Origin of the sequence: Capnocytophaga gingivalis, assembly GCF_002302415.1 — a bacterium.
Classification (GTDB): Bacteria; Bacteroidota; Bacteroidia; order Flavobacteriales; family Flavobacteriaceae; genus Capnocytophaga; species Capnocytophaga gingivalis.
Genome location: NZ_CP022386.1, coordinates 1,049,377 through 1,064,095 on the forward strand (window position 1 = coordinate 1,049,377; position 14,719 = coordinate 1,064,095).

The following is a 14,719-nucleotide window of genomic DNA, read 5'->3' on the forward strand; positions in this document are numbered from 1 at the left end:
TATTTCGGGTGCAAAAGTAATACTTTTTTTCTAAATAGAAAAATTTTTATTCGTTTTTTTGTCATTTTATTTGTAAAATCACTCTTATTACTGATTATCAAATGTTTAACATACACCTCTCCCCTATCTATCCCTTTTACTAAATAGAGGCATATAATAATGAAAATCAATAATTTAAGTTTCGAAAGTTTTATAAGTTACTGATTATTATCTTGTTATAAATATAATTATAGCCTAAAAATAGCTGTATAATCTAAATTCATTTAAGACGTCATAAAAAGTTAGCAAATAACATTTTACCCCTTTATTGGCATACGGTAACTTAAAACTCAAAACTCAAAATTATTCCGTATATTTGCCTCCAAAAAAGAATTTTACCTAAAACCCTAAATTCATGAAATGGTTTTTACTCTTATTAAGCACAGCCCTTTACGCCAATGACGGAGCTTTCTTCGGTTCGGGCAATCACTTGGTTCCTATCAGAGAAACGGATATTTCTGTACAAAAAGAAATCCTATATCTGAAGAAGATACAGAACAAATATATAGAAGTCTCTGTCTATTACGAGTTCTTCAACCCCAAGGAAGACAAGGAAATCACTGTAGGCTTTGAGGCAGAAAGCCCCAACGGCGATGTAGATGGTGCTCCAAAAAACGGACACCACCCTTATATGTTCGATTTTACGGTAAACCTCAACAACGCCTTCCTCCCTTACCAAATCGCCTATGTAACCGATTCCCTCTATGCCAAAGGAGGGAAAATAAAGAGCATAGACCTCAACACCTTCGATGGGAATAAGGACGGCAACGATATTGATTTCAGGTATGTCTATCACTTCAAAGCCAAGTTCAAAAAGGGGGTCAATATCCTCAAGCATACCTACAAATACAATATATCTCAAGACATCGCCTACAACTACCACTTTGACTATATCCTCACCGCTGCCAACCGCTGGGCGAACAAGCGCATAGACGACTTTACCCTCATTGTAGATATGGGCGCCTTCCAAACCGCTTCCATCGAACGCACTTTTTTCAAAAGCGGCAGAGAATGGCTTCTCAGTGGCGTAGGCAAAATCACCGAAACAACCCTGAAAGGCGGAGGAGACGGTACTGACCTGAATACTACCAACTTCTATGTACAGCAGGGACTACTATTCTTTCAGAAGAAGAACTTTAGCCCCAAGGGCGAACTCCATATCTGGGATTGGGCATTATGGATGCATCAGAGTGTGGGCTTCCCTATTGACTACCCCTTCACCATTGACCTACCCAACTTCAAATACGAAACAGAACCCAAAACAGAAGAAGAGAAGCGCCTGCTACGCAATCTCCCCTTTGCCCGCCGCGGCTATATCTTCAAGGACAAGACACTACAAGCCTTCTATAACAAACAGGATTGGTACCAGCCTAACCCTAGCTATATCCCTGAAGTAGAGTACCTGACCCCAAAGGAAAAAGAACTGATCAATAGCCTAAAATAAAACGGATGAAGAAAGAAATACTCATAAGTAGTGATGGTAATTATGACAATTTAGTCGCCGAAATCTACATTGATGGCAAATATATCGCGCTTGTTAGCTACGATGAAGATCATAATTTTTTCGTAGAAACACCTACCATGAATCGAAGCAATGAGGAAATAATAACCCATAAGGTAGAATACAATACCTTTATCGAACTATTAGAAGAAGCTAAAAACAGTTTAAAATGACCATAGGATAATCCCCTCACTAGTTCGCTTCTTGCAGCTCGTGCCCATTATAAACAGCCCCTATGGCTCTAGTCTGAGATAAAACCAAAGGTCTTATTATAATTCGTGGGAGATTTTGTTATATTGAACTCACGTTAGTTTAGAAAACAATTCATCAAAATATGTAATGGTCAAAATAGAAAAAATCACAAGAGGACAGATCACCATATCTTACAAAGGTCAGTATTACAATATCTTAGGCGAGGGTCTTTTACTAACTGAGGGAAATGCCTATAGTTACATTATCTATCGCAATTCCTTAGATAATACACTTTCCTCTGTGGAACAAGAGACTATATTACAGGCTATTATAGAACATTTTTCGAGCAAAGGACAAAAAATAATTATTGAATAGTTTGTTTCTCAACTCTTAATTTACAAAGATGAACCATCATTTAGAAAACCATTATTCAGGCGATTGGGCTTGGAATCAGTTTGTAAGTCTTTATGAGGAATTCGACACCAGCAATTCCCTTACCAAAGAACTATTACAACAGCTGAACTATCATAGGGATATTGCCCAAGTGATTTGGGGAAAATTTGAATCCAGCAGCCTCTCTGTCATCACACAGCCTGTGCCTGCTTTAGACAATCTAAGCATTGCCGACTGTATCGCAGCTCCAAATCTCCTACAAAGATTAAAGGAATGTCTTATGAGAATGGAATAGCCCCCATAACTGAAAACTCAAAACTCAAAACTCAAAACTCAAGTTTATGTATTGGATTTTACTTATTATAGCAGGCCTTTTCGAGGTCGCTTTTACTTTCTGTCTTGGCAAAGGAAAAGAAACACAGGGTACCACTATGTACCTATGGTATGGAGGTTTCTTGCTCTGTACTTTTGTGAGTATGTCTCTGCTGATGAAGGTTTCCCAACACCTCCCCTTAGGCACTGCCTATGCTGTATGGACTGGCATAGGAGCGGTAGGTACCGCCTTAGTGGGAATTTTCGTCTTCAAGGAACCCGCTTCCTTCTGGCGCCTCTTCTTTCTCTCTACCCTCATAGGCTCTGTAGTGGGACTCAAAGCAGTATCTAGTTAGTTTTGAGTTTTGAATTCATAGTTTTGAGTTTTGAATTCATAGTTTTGAGTTCGTAGTTCCCAGTTTATAGTTCGTAGTTCTCTGTTTATAGTTATGAGTTCGTAGGAAACTCAAAATTCAAAACTTAAAACTCAAAACTAATTTGGTATAGTTTTTGCTACAAATTCCCCTTTAGAAAAACAACCGTAGAATGAAAAAAATAGTTTTTATTGCTAGTATGCTATGCTTTCTTAGTGAAGGAATGGCTCAGATCAAGCTCCCTCAGCCCAGCGTGAAGGGAAGTATAGAACAAGTGGTAGGACTCACTGAGGTAGAGGTAGACTATACCCGCCCTGCCAAGCGAGGAAGAAAAATCTTCGGAGAGTTAGTCCCTTACGGACGTGTATGGCGTACTGGAGCCAATGAGAATACCACCATTTCCTTTAGTGAAGATGTAATGATCACAGGGAAAGTACTCCCCAAAGGAAAATATGCCCTATACACGAAGCCAGAAATGGACAAATGGACTTTCTATTTCTACAAGAAAAATGATAACTGGGGGCTTCCCCAACCATGGGAAGAAAGCCAAATAGCCCTACAAGCTGAGGGCAAGCCTATCCCCTACCCTATGGAAACAGAATACCTCACCATAGAGCTAAACCCTATCAACTATAACGATGGAAAAATAGCTATTCGCTGGGATAAGACCCTCATAGAACTGCCTTTCCATACCCATACGCAAGAGCAATCCATGGATAATATAGCGGACAAGATCACGGCTGAGTCCTCCGCACGTGATTATTACGAAGCGGCGAACTACCTACTCAATGCCAATGGAGACCTCAACAAAGCTAATGAGTTCATTACCAAATCCCTTAGCATGCAGGAAGATGCTCCCTACTATATGTATCGCGCACAAGCCATCATCCTCTCTAAGTTAGGAAAGACCAAAGAAGCTATCAAAGCCGCAGAAACCTCCCTACAAAAAGCCAAAAAAGCAGGTAATGAGGATTATGTCAAAATGAATCAGGATTCCATTTCCCAGTGGAAGAAAAAGAGATAGGAATAAAAAAAATAACAGGTAATAGAAATAGAACTATTACCTGTTACTTTTTTAGCTATTCTGCCTCTATGTAACCGAAGATGGGGAGATGAATACTTATCTTTACATTATCCCCTACAATAGCTCCCAAAAAACCACTTCCTACACCGAAAGACTTACGTGAAAGCTCAAAATCCATTTTGAAAACATTTCCTTCTGTAGTAAAAGGAATCTCCTTACTTAGCGTTTTCCCTTTTATCTTTATATCAAAGGTACCGAGGTATTTCCTTTCAGATACTTCAGTGATTTTGGTAGACTGCATTTCGATATAGGGATAAGTAGCAGCATCAAACCACTCTTCACTTTGCAGGTGTGCATCTCGCTTTTTGTTTCCGGTATCTACACTGGCCACTCGTACTCTTCCAAAGATCTTTCTGTCTAAATGTATGTCATGTAAATAGTTCTTAAACTCCCCCTTTATCGTGAGAAAACCTTTCTTGATAGAGAAAGTAATAAACGCTTTTGTTTGCGTTTGTCCCCAAAGAGGGTTCGTTACCACTGTAGCAAAGAATAGGGAAAACCCTATAAATAGCTGTTGAAATAGGTGTGTTTTCATTTTATGAATTAAGTAATTTTTGTTAGTTCCTTTGTCATTTATACATATCAATATCTATCCAAGCATTAAGCCTGTGAAGTAGTTCTAATATTTTGTTATCAAAAACGATGGCAGGGCAGCTCTCCTCAGGACTCATTTCTACACAAAAAAGTAATTTTGAAGTAAGAGCAAACGCTTTGATAAAAGAAGCTAATTCTTCCAAACAAGGCGTTACCTGAGCGGCAAATACTTGCAAATTATCTTCTATAAGAAGAGTTTCAAGAGGAGCAAAGTTATATTCCCAAAAAGTCTCTTCACTGACACGATATTTTAGTCGGTCTCCCTTATAAGCGGTTTGAGTAGGTGGAAAACCCATGATATTGGTTACCTTATCCACATCAAAATAGTCTCCATATATACAGAAGGAAAGCCGAATAGTGGTTGGTTTGTGTTTCATTTGTTGGTTATTTGTTATCTACTGACGACTGATTTTTGATTCCTATTCTAACATAGGTGCGCTTATCAATATCTTCCGAGAAGTATCTGCATATAGTAGGCATATACAGATACCCATCATTACTAAAAAACTCAGGTTCTTTTTCATCATAATCAAGTAACCAATAATGAGGCTCCAGAGTAATCAGTTTTTTAAAAGTAAAAGAACGCTTCTTTTCTACTTTATAGAGCGTTAGGATTATTGAAAAATAATCGCTATATACATCCACTACATACTTGCCATCAGGTGTGGGGAGAGGATTGCGCCCCATTTCCACCTCTGCTCCTGTTTGCTTATCTATAAAAAGAGCTTCCCAGCTTCTGTAGACAACACGCGACACTACATATTGCTCTAAGTCAGGTATTTCTCCTAAATAGAGATAAAATGTAACTTGTGTATCTTCTGGAGGCCCTTCATCTACCAATGTTACTATTTGCTTTTTACAAGGAAGGGTCATTACTCCTGATTCTTGCTTAATGGCCAAGCTATCTTTCTTGAGAAAATCATAACGATGCTTGAGTGCTTGCTGATACACCTGCCGAGGTATCCTTTCTATCGTAAAAAATTTACCAAAAGTAGTAGTATCTGATATTTCACCTCTTCCATCGTTGATAGCCTCCAAAAGCTTCTTTTCTGTAATATCAAGTAAATCTTCTACAAGTGGCCATTCTGGTTTTTTTACAAGTATATCCTCTTCTACCTTTTGTTGCCTTTGAAAGAGGTTACAGCTGGTAATACTTAGTATTAAAATAAGAGAGATAAAATATTTCATAGATTAGTTATAATAGTGTTTACTGATTTCTGATTCCTATCTTGATATACATTCGTTGTTTATTGGGGTTATTATGCTCATCAAAGAAATTACCCACCACGTTCATAGGCGCATACAAATAGTCATTTTTACTAAAGAAAATAGGTTCTTTATCAAGATCATAGACATCCCAGCTCTTTGTATATCCTTCTACTAAGGTGTCTATTTTCAGCGGTTTTATATGTTCTATACGATACAAAGAAATAAGCCTATCCAAATCATAGTAGTCCCTACCTATATTGATGATATACCTCTTATCAGCAGAGAGAAAGGGAAACTTCTCAAATCTTCTTTTCTCTCCCGTGGTCTTATCTATCAAGATATAAGCCAATGATCTTTCAGTATCTTCCAATACCACATACTGATCAATAGCAGGTATATTGCCTAAATAGGTATAGATCATATCAAAATGTTTATCCGCAAGTTCAGATATATCATCTTTTAGATAAACCGTCCTCTGTTTGCACACAAAAGTAAGTTTGCCTTTCTTTTTTACAATCGCAAGTGTATCTCTTTGAAGGAAATCTACTTTATTTTTCAAGGCTTCTTGATATTCTTCAGAAGAGACTTGATTTATATTCAGATACTTAGAGATAGTATCAGAAATATCTCCATAGATACTCTCTACAAGTACCTCCCCTGTCATTTTGGACTTCAGGGCTTCCCAATCTCCCATGTCTTCTTTTTCCACATAGCCTCTTTCCGTTTTATAAAGTTCCTTTCCTTCGGCTATAATCTCCAACTTATCCCCCATTATGCAAAAAAGCGATGGTATAGAGTCTGTCAAACTAGCATATATCGTTGTTACATCTTTAATCACATACAACTCCTTCTCCACAGGCACAAACACTTCATCTTTCCAGAAACTCGCCACACTTTCCCCTGCCGGCTGTTGTTTTTGGAAAAGGTTACAGCCTACAAACGATAAGATTGATATGTATAGTAATAAGTTTCTCATTTCTTAGCACATTTTTTAGTTCCTTTTTCTACTAATATCTCTTTATAAGTTCCACTCTTTGTATAAAAAGTAAAGATTATAGCCGTCATTACATAATTCTCACAACCTTTACAACATTCTTTTATAAGATTTTCCCCCAGAATGTCTGCTACAAAAATATGGTCTCCTTGTTTGAACTCAAAAGCCGTATATTCACGATATAGGAAAAAATCATCAGCATTAGGGTCACAACAATAACGGTCATATACTTTGCGCCTCATCTTCTTATCAAGATGTTTGGCTATATGTTCATCTATAAAAAACTGGCTTCCCTTAAAGCAACCTTCTATTACTGAGGCTTCAAACGACTTATGAACATAGGTTACTTTTTCAATTGCTTCAGTAGGTATCTTCTCATCAAAGCAAATTCGCTCCCCATCTACAAAGGTAACACACCGCTGCTGACTATAAGTATTTCCTACCCATAAAATCCCTAAAAAGTAAAATATCCATCTTGTCATAGTAACTATTATTTGATTCCTATCTTGATATACATTCGCTGTTTGTTAGGATTATTATGCTCGTCAAAAAAGTTTGGGATAACATTCATCGGAGCATATAAGGAACCATTTTTACTAAAAAAGATGGGGTCTTCATCAAAATCATAGGTTGCCCACCATTTTATGTCTTCATTTACTAAAGTTTCAATCACAAATGGTTTTATGCTTTTTATGCGATACAAAGAAATCGTTCCCACTAAATCTTCATAAGCTCTCCCTATTGTAATGATATACTTCTTATCGGGAGAGAGAAAGGGAAAACGGTCAAAATCAGTTTGCTTACCAGTGGTTTTATCTATAAAGATATAAGCATAAAAATCTTCAGAATCTTCAAAAACTAAATATTGATTGAGAATAGGAACATTCCCTACATAAGCATAGGTTGTAGAAAAAGGATCTTCAACGCTATCAGACTGGTCTTTTAGATAAACTGTTTTATGCTCACAAGGGAAGGTAAGTTTGCCATTCTTTTTTACAATTGCAAGGGTGTCTTCTATGAGGAAATCTATCTTATTTCTAAGAGCTTCTTGATATTCTTCATAAGAAATTTGATCTATACTTAGGTATTTAGTGATATGATCGTTAGAATTTCCGTTAATATCTACATTTCTTGAAAGATCATCCCCAGTGATTTTAGTTTTCAGGGTATTCCAATCTCCTACATCTTTCTTTTTTATATAATCTCCTCTATCAGTTTGGTAAAACTCATTTCCTTCTGCACTTATTTTTATTTTCTCGCCGAAAAGATAATAATCTTCCCGTTCTTCCTTATCAATCACATACAACTCCTTCTGTACAGGCACAAAGACTTCTTCTTGTTGTTGCTTTTCCTCTGCCGCAACACTTTCCCCTGCCGGCTGTTGCCCCTGAAAGAGGTTACAGTTGGTAGATAACAATGCCAAAAATATTACAATGTGTTTCATTAGTTGGTTATTTACTGATACCTGTCTTTGATCTTGATCCTTACATACTTACAAGGCTTATCCTCCTCTTTATAATTATATTCATAGCTATCTAAAGCATCCATGGCAACATACAAGCACCCGTCTTTGCCAAAGAAAGTAGGTCTATTTTTAGATGCTTCGTAGGCTACCCAATAGCGAATCCAAGCGGATACTACAAGTTCGATAGCAAAAGGATCTTTGTTTAGTACCTTATATAGCGCAATAGCAGTAGCCCCTCCCATCTCTGTCACCCCAAGAGTGATGATATACTTTCCATCAGGCGAAAGGTAAGGGTGGCTTTCTATTTCTGTCTCGTGCCCTGTTCTTTTATCTATAAAAAACTTATCTCCAGCCTCATAGTAGTAACCTGCTATAAGATATTGGTGTATGGGCTGCATCTCTCCCTCGTATTCATAGACTTCCAAGTCATCTTGAGGAGTCATTTCTACATCCTTAAGCTTAACCACAGTATTGCTACAAGGGAGTAAGAGTATTCCCTCTTTCTTTTTTATAGCAAGGGTATCTTTCACCAAAGGAAAGTATCCATTTTTCTTTGCTTTTTGATATTCTTCGTAAGAAATCAAGTCAATTGTAAAGTATTTGGAAAGGGTAGTTCCTTCTTTTTCATCTACAAAAGTCTCTCCCTCCCTTTTACCTATAAAATGGACATCTTCTAATACTTCCTTGGTGAATTGGATATCCTCATAGCTTCCCATATCTTCCTTACGAAGATACCAATCCCAATTGCTTTTTATCTTATAGAAATGCTCCGACTCCGCTTCTATCTCAAAAAGATTTCCAAAAGAACTCTCCTGTTTATCAGGATTGCTAAGAAGATCAGGCTCTGTATATTGTAGTGCTGTATGGCTGATTACATACAACTCCTTGTCCACAGGCACAAAGACCTCCCGCTGCTTTTGCTCTGTAGATCCTACAGGTTGTTGTCTTTGGAAAAGATTACAGCTTGCTAATAATGATGTTACAAAGATTATTGCAATATGTTTCATTGGTTATTTGTTATTAATCAGTATTTCACCATTCATTCCCAGTGTGGTGATGAATTGAGGAGTAAGTTACAAATTGGCGCTTGTTAAGACCTATTCATAATAGGTAAAGTTTCTCTCTATAAGATACTCTAAACTATCTCTAAAGAATTTAGCCTCATAGGTACAGTTGTTATATATATCATATTTGTAAATCGTTTTACCTGTAGTTTCTATAGTTCTCGTTCTCTCATTAAAAGATTTGTAAAGTTCCATAGTACAATTTCCCTTATCATCATAAGTATAATAAACGCCTCCTTGTAGCTTCCCCTCGGGAGAAAACTCTTCTTGCTTAGTCGTTTTTCCATTTTCTTCTCTCCAGAAAGTAACACTTTTAAGAGTCCCTTGTACATAAGTATAATTTTCTTTCAATTTCTTATTCTCATAGCAATAAGAAGTACCTACTTTGAAATCATCCATACCGATGTATTGGTCTTCTACGAGGTCACCATTCGCATCATAAGTATAATAAGTGATGGTCTCATTCCTCTTTTTATCTTTTTCTTCTGAGTAAATTTCGTAAGAAGTTTTCTGCCACACTTTTCCGTTAGAGAGATAGGCATAGGTAGTTGTATTTTCTTCTTTGTTAATAAGACTTTTGTATTCCTCTTGGGTCAGATTTCCTTTGTCATCATAAGTGAAAGTAATTTTAGTCTGTAGTTTATTTCCAGCATACGCTGAAATACTTTCTTTTTGGTCTTTGTGATTGAACTTAGTAATATCCTTGAATACATTCTTTTTTTTCTTATCAAAATTCGTACTTATCACTGTTTCCCTTAAGGCTACTTCTTTTCCTTTATATGTATAAGTTTCCAAGGAATGTGCTACTTCTTTTTTGTCTTGATATTGGAAACTTTCTATATGTGAAGGGAGCCAAAGGTCGTTATAAGTAAAAATCTGCTTGTACTTTACACTACTTAAGGTATCAAATATTTGTATTTCAGTGATATTGCCCTCTCTGTCAAAGCTATATTTGCAATGTTCGTTCGTGCTATTGGATTCATTGTCATTAGGGAGCCTTTTCTTATCTACCCCTTCGGATTCTTCACCTATATAATAGATTCTCTCCACGGATTTTACACGTCCCTGAAGTGTGCCTCCAAAAACTTCTAATTGTTCCTCTGTATATTTGCTTTTATTCTTCTCTTGTGCCGAAAGAGAAAAACAAAAGCAGAAAAGTAATGTTATATTAAAATAAGATTTCATAGTAAAAAAGGGTTTAAAAGGGTTTATCTCCATTATAGGAAGTTAACCATATGGTTAAATTACCCATTCTCTACTCTAATGGATATGGGAACAAAAGGACAGATAAGTATTCTCTTTTTTCCTCAGTCGAAAGTCCCTTATAATAATCATTCTGTTCTAACCTTTTCTCTATGTCCTCTAAAATCTCTTTTTGTCTCTGTTTACTTTGATGTAGAGGAATAGGATTTTCTTTTAAAATTTTCTCAAATATTGAATTGATAAAAGGACTGTCTTTAAATATATCTGCTTCCTCATCTTCACAAGTGAATTTTATATAATTAAGTAGTTTTAGTAAGGCATTTACCTCTGCTGGGGTCAATAAAAATGTTACTTCTTTCATATATTTCAAGTTCTAATAATGTGTTTTTAATTCAACTTTTTCGCTTGGGTGTGAGTATTTGCCCCCCTGTATTCCCTTATCAATTAAGCCTTAAAAAACGCTTCTCTCTATGATATAGGATTTTCAATATTTTGGGGAGAGTATTAAAGCTCTACTACCCCCTTGATTCCTTACCAACTTGTGATAGGTCGACGTATATTCTCCCAAAAAGGAGCTACATATTCATTGTAAAAACACAACCTTGTTAAGTTGTCTCCTTCAATACTAATTCCTAAAGCAGGTATAACTATCCAATCACCGCGATATAATACTTTTTCAGTCCTTATAAGTCTTTTTATATCTTTATCATTATTCAAATCATAATCTCTTACAAGTATCTTATCAAATAAACGAGGCGTTTTTACATATATGCTACAAAGCAACTGATTGTAAAATTCAAACAATAAAGAGGCACTTTCAAATATCTTCTTCCCTCCAATCCCTTCTACGGGCATTGTTGTGATGTGGTATTCCTTTTTAAAATCCTCTAAAGTAGTATCAAATACAAATTGATTAACGGATTTAAAAGGATTTATTTCCAATATATTAGAACACCTCAGCAAACTATCTTCTATCAATTTATATGCTTTTGGAACATACAAATCTACCAAGGAACTATCAAAAACTAATACTTGTGCAAAGATTTTGTTTTTTAAATCAATGTACAAAGACAGCTGTAAGTTTGGATAAATATAGAAGTCTCCATCTATAATAGGCTTTTCTTGTGCAATTGTATCAAGAGTAGCTACTGTAATCCTTTTGCCATATACTTCTATCTCTTTTACATCCCGAACAGAAATAGTCTGAATACGCTTATTTTCTATTTCAAAGAAAAATGTAAGCGAATTCCTTTCTATTCTTGTTATATCGGAGAAATCTCCCACTTGAAATGTATCTATTTTTCCTTTTTCGATATGAATCATAGTTTTTTGATAGTATAGTACTTACGGTATTTTGGACAATAATGAATAGACACAACCTACAAGCTTACCAGTTTACGCTCCAAGTAATCCAAGTTTTTCAATTGCTCATAATCAGGGTATAGTATCTTAAAGTCGTTGTATAATTTTTGTTTTACAGCTTCTATTTTATGCAGTAATTTTTTGATGGTGAACAACGACTTTCTTTGTCCATTGAATAGGATACGAACATACTCTTCATCCTCTCTTCTGAGGGAAAAATGATAATCATCATACACACTAAATACTTCATTTTTTGTTTCTTCTCCCGAAACTATTTTCTCTAAATTATCAGCAAAAACAATGAAGAATTTAAGCAAATCAGCCTGAAAATGAAAAAGAGTTTTATCATCATTTAAAATTAAAACCTCTCCCCATAGCATTTTCTCAACGATTTCAGATTTAGAAAAATGATAGTAGTTTTCCCTTTTTACTTTTTTATATATTTCTAAATCAATCTGATATAGGATTATTATATTACCTTTTTTCATAGTCATTTAGTTTTCTCAAAAGTGCTATCTTTCACGAAGGGCTTTTGTATTGTACTGATTGGAAAGGTTTTGAAGCTTTAAGAACATATCTAAAATCACCCTTCACCTAATACTATGTACTTAATGCCTAAAAGATTCAAATCATCTATGATTTTTAATATTTTGTGTTTTTCTATAGCTATTACTTGCAAATTTTTGATAGGAGCTATATCACTTATTTCTTTAATAGGATTATAGAACATATACAGTTTTTTCAAATGAGGTAGGTGTTCTAACCCTATTAAACTCTCTATTTTATTTTCTTGTACATCTAAAAACTCAAGAGATTTTAATTTTTTAAAAGGAAGAAAATTAGTAAATGGAGAATCATATAAATCTAAATGTTTTAGTTTTTTACAATTTTCCAATCCTTCCAATTTTTGATTCGTATCTGTATTATAGCCGTGCAAATTCCGTAAATTTGGTGTGCTTTTCAAAGAATAAAAATCAAAATCTTTAAAATCTACATATAAATTCTCTAATTTAGGAAAGGATTTATCTATAAACTTAATATAATTATTTGTTGTGCGTAATTCTTTTAAACTGGGAATATTTACATTTGCTAAATTCGTTATTGAAGTATCCGAGATGTTTAATATTTTAATTGAATTACTACTAATATTCAAATTGGTTATCTTTTTATTTTTTGTAATCTCTAAAGTCTTTAAAGCTGGGAAATTAGGAAAGTTATCAAATACATCCATATGGGGGAAAGAGCAACATTCTAAGGTTAAGTCTCTAAGTTGCTCCAATCGCTTTAACTCGCTTAAATCTGACAAATTACACTTATAAAAGGTTATTTCTTTCAGAGTATCCGCAAAAGGTAAAAAATCATCAAGAGAATCAATATTCTCTTCAGAAAATATTATTTCTACTACTTTATTTCGGTATAGCCGTATAGCACTCCTTTGGGAAGAAATGTAGTTTGCTGAGATATTATTTAAATTGTATTTCTTTATTAGACCTGATAACATATATTTATCTTTTCACATATCCAGCTTCTGTATCAAATTTTATTGAGTTGTTTTTTTATTTCCTCGACTTGTTTTAACATAGCAAAAGATTCTGTTTCATAATAATTATCTTCAAATTCGTTATTTTTAATTTTCTCAATCCGGTTTTCCAATAAAGGAATAAAAGCTACAGAATCAAAATCTTGAAAATGACCTTTGTATTTTATCAACAACTCTTTTAGATAGATAAGAATATCACTACAGAGTTCATTACGCATTTCGTCCTCTGAAAGATCTACATATTTATTTAAAACAAGCATTTGGTCTATATCAAGTTCATCTTTTTTTCGCATATACCGAGCATACGATTTTAATTTACCTTTTTCAATATCTTTTATATTAAACAGCCTTAAAATAATACTTAATGATATGTGATGCCTGTCTATTTTCTGTAATTGATTAGATATAGATTCCTGCCATATCATATTATTTAGATTGTCAATTATATATCTTGCAACTTTTATTTGTTTTACATTATTTTCAAAATTCCCAGCGTATCTTGATTCGTAAGTTATCTTTAAAAAAATACCCATAAGTTCTTGTTTTTTTGTATTTTTTGATTCGTATCAGCATTATAGCCGTACGATTTCCATAGATTCGACCTATTAATTAACATGAGTTCGATATAACGAAAGCTCCCACTGATTTTCACGGATTTCACAGATTTTCTATGTCTGTGTAATTGTGTTGTTGCGATTTACACAGATTTGTATAAGACCTTTGGTCTTATTTATCCGTGAAAATTACAGAATTACGCTTAGTTGTATCATTTTCTCCGTGAAAATCCGTGGGAGAAAAAATATAATTTTGCTTACGTCGAACTCACGTTAGTTGTTAGCTATCAGTGTTTTACAATTCATCACGCTGGTGATGAATTGAGGCTAGTTTTTTTCTCTATGAGATAATACTTTTCAAGGTCTCTGTTTTACTGCCTGTAGCAATAAAAGCATCATGATGATTAATAGCTATAAGCCATTCGTATTTCTTAGAAACAAAATAAAACTCATCATAATGACGAAGTTCTCCTATAAGTGGGAGTACTGGGGTTATCCTCCCTTCATAAAACCAAAACTTATCATTCTGAGATTCTGCAAAGATAAAGAATATCTCTTCCTGTGCATCAATAAGTTCAGTAAGATAATTTTCAGGATTATGGGGCGGAACAAAAGCAACCGCTTCTTGAGAGAAATCCTCCCAAAGCCAATAGTACCTACCTCTTTGATGCTTACAGAATGTCTTATAAATCTGAGTCTCTACAGCTTTCCATTCATCTATCCCTAATGGGCAGAAATCCTCTGAAGAAATCTGCAATTGAACCACTAATTGTGCTATTTCTGTTCTAAGACTTGTCCAGGTTCGTTTTTTCTTTACCATTAGTTATTTCATTTGTTTG

The 14,719-nt window shown here is 34.8% G+C and carries 20 protein-coding genes; 6 read left to right on the forward strand and 14 right to left on the reverse strand.

Annotated features, from left to right (window positions below):
• Window positions 1-394: 394 nt before the first annotated feature.
• From CGC50_RS04785 to CGC50_RS04810, 6 genes are all read left to right on the forward strand, one after another.
• Window positions 395-1,483: a YARHG domain-containing protein gene (locus CGC50_RS04785; protein ID WP_095909909.1), complete on the forward strand. Its 1,089-nt coding sequence runs from the start codon at window positions 395-397 to the stop codon at window positions 1,481-1,483.
• Between the two features lie 5 nt (window positions 1,484-1,488).
• Window positions 1,489-1,713: a hypothetical protein gene (locus CGC50_RS04790; protein WP_095909910.1), complete on the forward strand. Its 225-nt coding sequence runs from the start codon at window positions 1,489-1,491 to the stop codon at window positions 1,711-1,713.
• A gap of 166 nt (window positions 1,714-1,879) precedes the next feature.
• Window positions 1,880-2,107, forward strand: coding sequence for an Imm74 family immunity protein (locus CGC50_RS04795; RefSeq protein ID WP_095909911.1), 228 nt, complete (start codon window positions 1,880-1,882; stop codon window positions 2,105-2,107).
• A gap of 28 nt (window positions 2,108-2,135) precedes the next feature.
• Complete coding sequence (locus CGC50_RS04800) at window positions 2,136-2,420, forward strand: hypothetical protein (RefSeq protein ID WP_095909912.1); 285 nt, start codon at window positions 2,136-2,138, stop codon at window positions 2,418-2,420.
• Between the two features lie 46 nt (window positions 2,421-2,466).
• Window positions 2,467-2,793, forward strand: a complete 327-nt coding sequence (locus CGC50_RS04805; RefSeq protein ID WP_002669307.1) for a DMT family transporter — start codon at window positions 2,467-2,469, stop codon at window positions 2,791-2,793.
• A 190-nt stretch (window positions 2,794-2,983) separates the two neighbouring features.
• Window positions 2,984-3,835: a DUF2911 domain-containing protein gene (locus CGC50_RS04810; protein WP_095909913.1), complete on the forward strand. Its 852-nt coding sequence runs from the start codon at window positions 2,984-2,986 to the stop codon at window positions 3,833-3,835.
• Window positions 3,836-3,890: 55 nt separating this feature from the next.
• Here the strand turns inward: CGC50_RS04810 and CGC50_RS04815 are convergent, their stop codons facing one another.
• The 14 genes from CGC50_RS04815 to CGC50_RS04880 all read right to left on the reverse strand — a co-directional run bounded on the left by CGC50_RS04815 (window position 3,891) and on the right by CGC50_RS04880 (window position 14,700).
• The gene (locus CGC50_RS04815; RefSeq protein WP_095909914.1) at window positions 3,891-4,430 is read right to left on the reverse strand and encodes a YceI family protein; all 540 of its coding nucleotides are present in this window, start codon (window positions 4,428-4,430) and stop codon (window positions 3,891-3,893) included.
• Window positions 4,431-4,464: 34 nt separating this feature from the next.
• Window positions 4,465-4,866, reverse strand: coding sequence for a DUF4279 domain-containing protein (locus CGC50_RS04820; RefSeq protein WP_095909915.1), 402 nt, complete (start codon window positions 4,864-4,866; stop codon window positions 4,465-4,467).
• 7 nt (window positions 4,867-4,873) lie between these two features.
• Complete coding sequence (locus CGC50_RS04825; RefSeq protein WP_095909916.1) at window positions 4,874-5,677, reverse strand: hypothetical protein; 804 nt, start codon at window positions 5,675-5,677, stop codon at window positions 4,874-4,876.
• Between the two features lie 19 nt (window positions 5,678-5,696).
• Window positions 5,697-6,674: a hypothetical protein gene (locus CGC50_RS04830; RefSeq protein WP_095909917.1), complete on the reverse strand. Its 978-nt coding sequence runs from the start codon at window positions 6,672-6,674 to the stop codon at window positions 5,697-5,699.
• Window positions 6,671-7,174 carry a hypothetical protein gene (locus CGC50_RS04835; RefSeq protein ID WP_095909918.1) on the reverse strand — a complete coding sequence of 168 codons (504 nt, stop codon included), beginning with the start codon at window positions 7,172-7,174 and terminating at the stop codon, window positions 6,671-6,673. The genes CGC50_RS04830 and CGC50_RS04835 overlap by 4 nt, the downstream gene beginning before the upstream one ends.
• 8 nt (window positions 7,175-7,182) lie before the next feature.
• On the reverse strand, window positions 7,183-8,136 hold the full coding sequence (locus CGC50_RS04840; RefSeq protein WP_095909919.1) for a hypothetical protein: 954 nt from the start codon (window positions 8,134-8,136) through the stop codon (window positions 7,183-7,185).
• Between the two features lie 11 nt (window positions 8,137-8,147).
• Entirely contained in the window at window positions 8,148-9,164 is a 1,017-nt protein-coding gene (locus CGC50_RS04845) for a hypothetical protein (protein ID WP_095909920.1), read from the reverse strand.
• A gap of 90 nt (window positions 9,165-9,254) precedes the next feature.
• On the reverse strand, window positions 9,255-10,406 hold the full coding sequence (locus tag CGC50_RS04850) for a hypothetical protein (RefSeq protein WP_157909416.1): 1,152 nt from the start codon (window positions 10,404-10,406) through the stop codon (window positions 9,255-9,257).
• A gap of 70 nt (window positions 10,407-10,476) precedes the next feature.
• The gene (locus CGC50_RS04855) at window positions 10,477-10,785 is read right to left on the reverse strand and encodes a hypothetical protein (protein WP_095909922.1); all 309 of its coding nucleotides are present in this window, start codon (window positions 10,783-10,785) and stop codon (window positions 10,477-10,479) included.
• 170 nt (window positions 10,786-10,955) lie between these two features.
• On the reverse strand, window positions 10,956-11,747 hold the full coding sequence (locus CGC50_RS04860) for a hypothetical protein (RefSeq protein WP_095909923.1): 792 nt from the start codon (window positions 11,745-11,747) through the stop codon (window positions 10,956-10,958).
• Window positions 11,748-11,803: 56 nt separating this feature from the next.
• Window positions 11,804-12,274, reverse strand: coding sequence for a hypothetical protein (locus tag CGC50_RS04865; protein ID WP_157909417.1), 471 nt, complete (start codon window positions 12,272-12,274; stop codon window positions 11,804-11,806).
• 95 nt (window positions 12,275-12,369) lie between these two features.
• Window positions 12,370-13,287, reverse strand: coding sequence for a leucine-rich repeat domain-containing protein (locus CGC50_RS04870; protein ID WP_095909925.1), 918 nt, complete (start codon window positions 13,285-13,287; stop codon window positions 12,370-12,372).
• A gap of 32 nt (window positions 13,288-13,319) precedes the next feature.
• Window positions 13,320-13,859, reverse strand: a complete 540-nt coding sequence (locus CGC50_RS04875) for a hypothetical protein (RefSeq protein WP_198541636.1) — start codon at window positions 13,857-13,859, stop codon at window positions 13,320-13,322.
• A gap of 361 nt (window positions 13,860-14,220) precedes the next feature.
• Window positions 14,221-14,700: a DUF6756 family protein gene (locus CGC50_RS04880; protein WP_095909926.1), complete on the reverse strand. Its 480-nt coding sequence runs from the start codon at window positions 14,698-14,700 to the stop codon at window positions 14,221-14,223.
• Window positions 14,701-14,719: the final 19 nt, after the last annotated feature.

What these genes read in the sequence shown, in the direction of transcription:
- CGC50_RS04860 (WP_095909923.1), bottom strand. Translation starts at nt 11,747, where the DNA reads ATGATTCATATCGAAAAAGGAAAAATAGATACATTTCAAGTGGGAGAT.
- CGC50_RS04855 (WP_095909922.1), bottom strand. Translation starts at nt 10,785, where the DNA reads ATGAAAGAAGTAACATTTTTATTGACCCCAGCAGAGGTAAATGCCTTA.
- CGC50_RS04820 (WP_095909915.1), bottom strand. Translation starts at nt 4,866, where the DNA reads ATGAAACACAAACCAACCACTATTCGGCTTTCCTTCTGTATATATGGA.
- CGC50_RS04830 (WP_095909917.1), bottom strand. Translation starts at nt 6,674, where the DNA reads ATGAGAAACTTATTACTATACATATCAATCTTATCGTTTGTAGGCTGT.
- CGC50_RS04845 (WP_095909920.1), bottom strand. Translation starts at nt 9,164, where the DNA reads ATGAAACATATTGCAATAATCTTTGTAACATCATTATTAGCAAGCTGT.
- CGC50_RS04840 (WP_095909919.1), bottom strand. Translation starts at nt 8,136, where the DNA reads ATGAAACACATTGTAATATTTTTGGCATTGTTATCTACCAACTGTAAC.
- CGC50_RS04790 (WP_095909910.1), top strand. Translation starts at nt 1,489, where the DNA reads ATGAAGAAAGAAATACTCATAAGTAGTGATGGTAATTATGACAATTTA.
- CGC50_RS04870 (WP_095909925.1), bottom strand. Translation starts at nt 13,287, where the DNA reads ATGTTATCAGGTCTAATAAAGAAATACAATTTAAATAATATCTCAGCA.
- CGC50_RS04810 (WP_095909913.1), top strand. Translation starts at nt 2,984, where the DNA reads ATGAAAAAAATAGTTTTTATTGCTAGTATGCTATGCTTTCTTAGTGAA.
- CGC50_RS04875 (WP_198541636.1), bottom strand. Translation starts at nt 13,859, where the DNA reads ATGGGTATTTTTTTAAAGATAACTTACGAATCAAGATACGCTGGGAAT.
- CGC50_RS04865 (WP_157909417.1), bottom strand. Translation starts at nt 12,274, where the DNA reads ATGAAAAAAGGTAATATAATAATCCTATATCAGATTGATTTAGAAATA.
- CGC50_RS04835 (WP_095909918.1), bottom strand. Translation starts at nt 7,174, where the DNA reads ATGACAAGATGGATATTTTACTTTTTAGGGATTTTATGGGTAGGAAAT.
- CGC50_RS04880 (WP_095909926.1), bottom strand. Translation starts at nt 14,700, where the DNA reads ATGGTAAAGAAAAAACGAACCTGGACAAGTCTTAGAACAGAAATAGCA.
- CGC50_RS04785 (WP_095909909.1), top strand. Translation starts at nt 395, where the DNA reads ATGAAATGGTTTTTACTCTTATTAAGCACAGCCCTTTACGCCAATGAC.
- CGC50_RS04800 (WP_095909912.1), top strand. Translation starts at nt 2,136, where the DNA reads ATGAACCATCATTTAGAAAACCATTATTCAGGCGATTGGGCTTGGAAT.
- CGC50_RS04850 (WP_157909416.1), bottom strand. Translation starts at nt 10,406, where the DNA reads ATGAAATCTTATTTTAATATAACATTACTTTTCTGCTTTTGTTTTTCT.
- CGC50_RS04805 (WP_002669307.1), top strand. Translation starts at nt 2,467, where the DNA reads ATGTATTGGATTTTACTTATTATAGCAGGCCTTTTCGAGGTCGCTTTT.
- CGC50_RS04825 (WP_095909916.1), bottom strand. Translation starts at nt 5,677, where the DNA reads ATGAAATATTTTATCTCTCTTATTTTAATACTAAGTATTACCAGCTGT.
- CGC50_RS04815 (WP_095909914.1), bottom strand. Translation starts at nt 4,430, where the DNA reads ATGAAAACACACCTATTTCAACAGCTATTTATAGGGTTTTCCCTATTC.
- CGC50_RS04795 (WP_095909911.1), top strand. Translation starts at nt 1,880, where the DNA reads ATGGTCAAAATAGAAAAAATCACAAGAGGACAGATCACCATATCTTAC.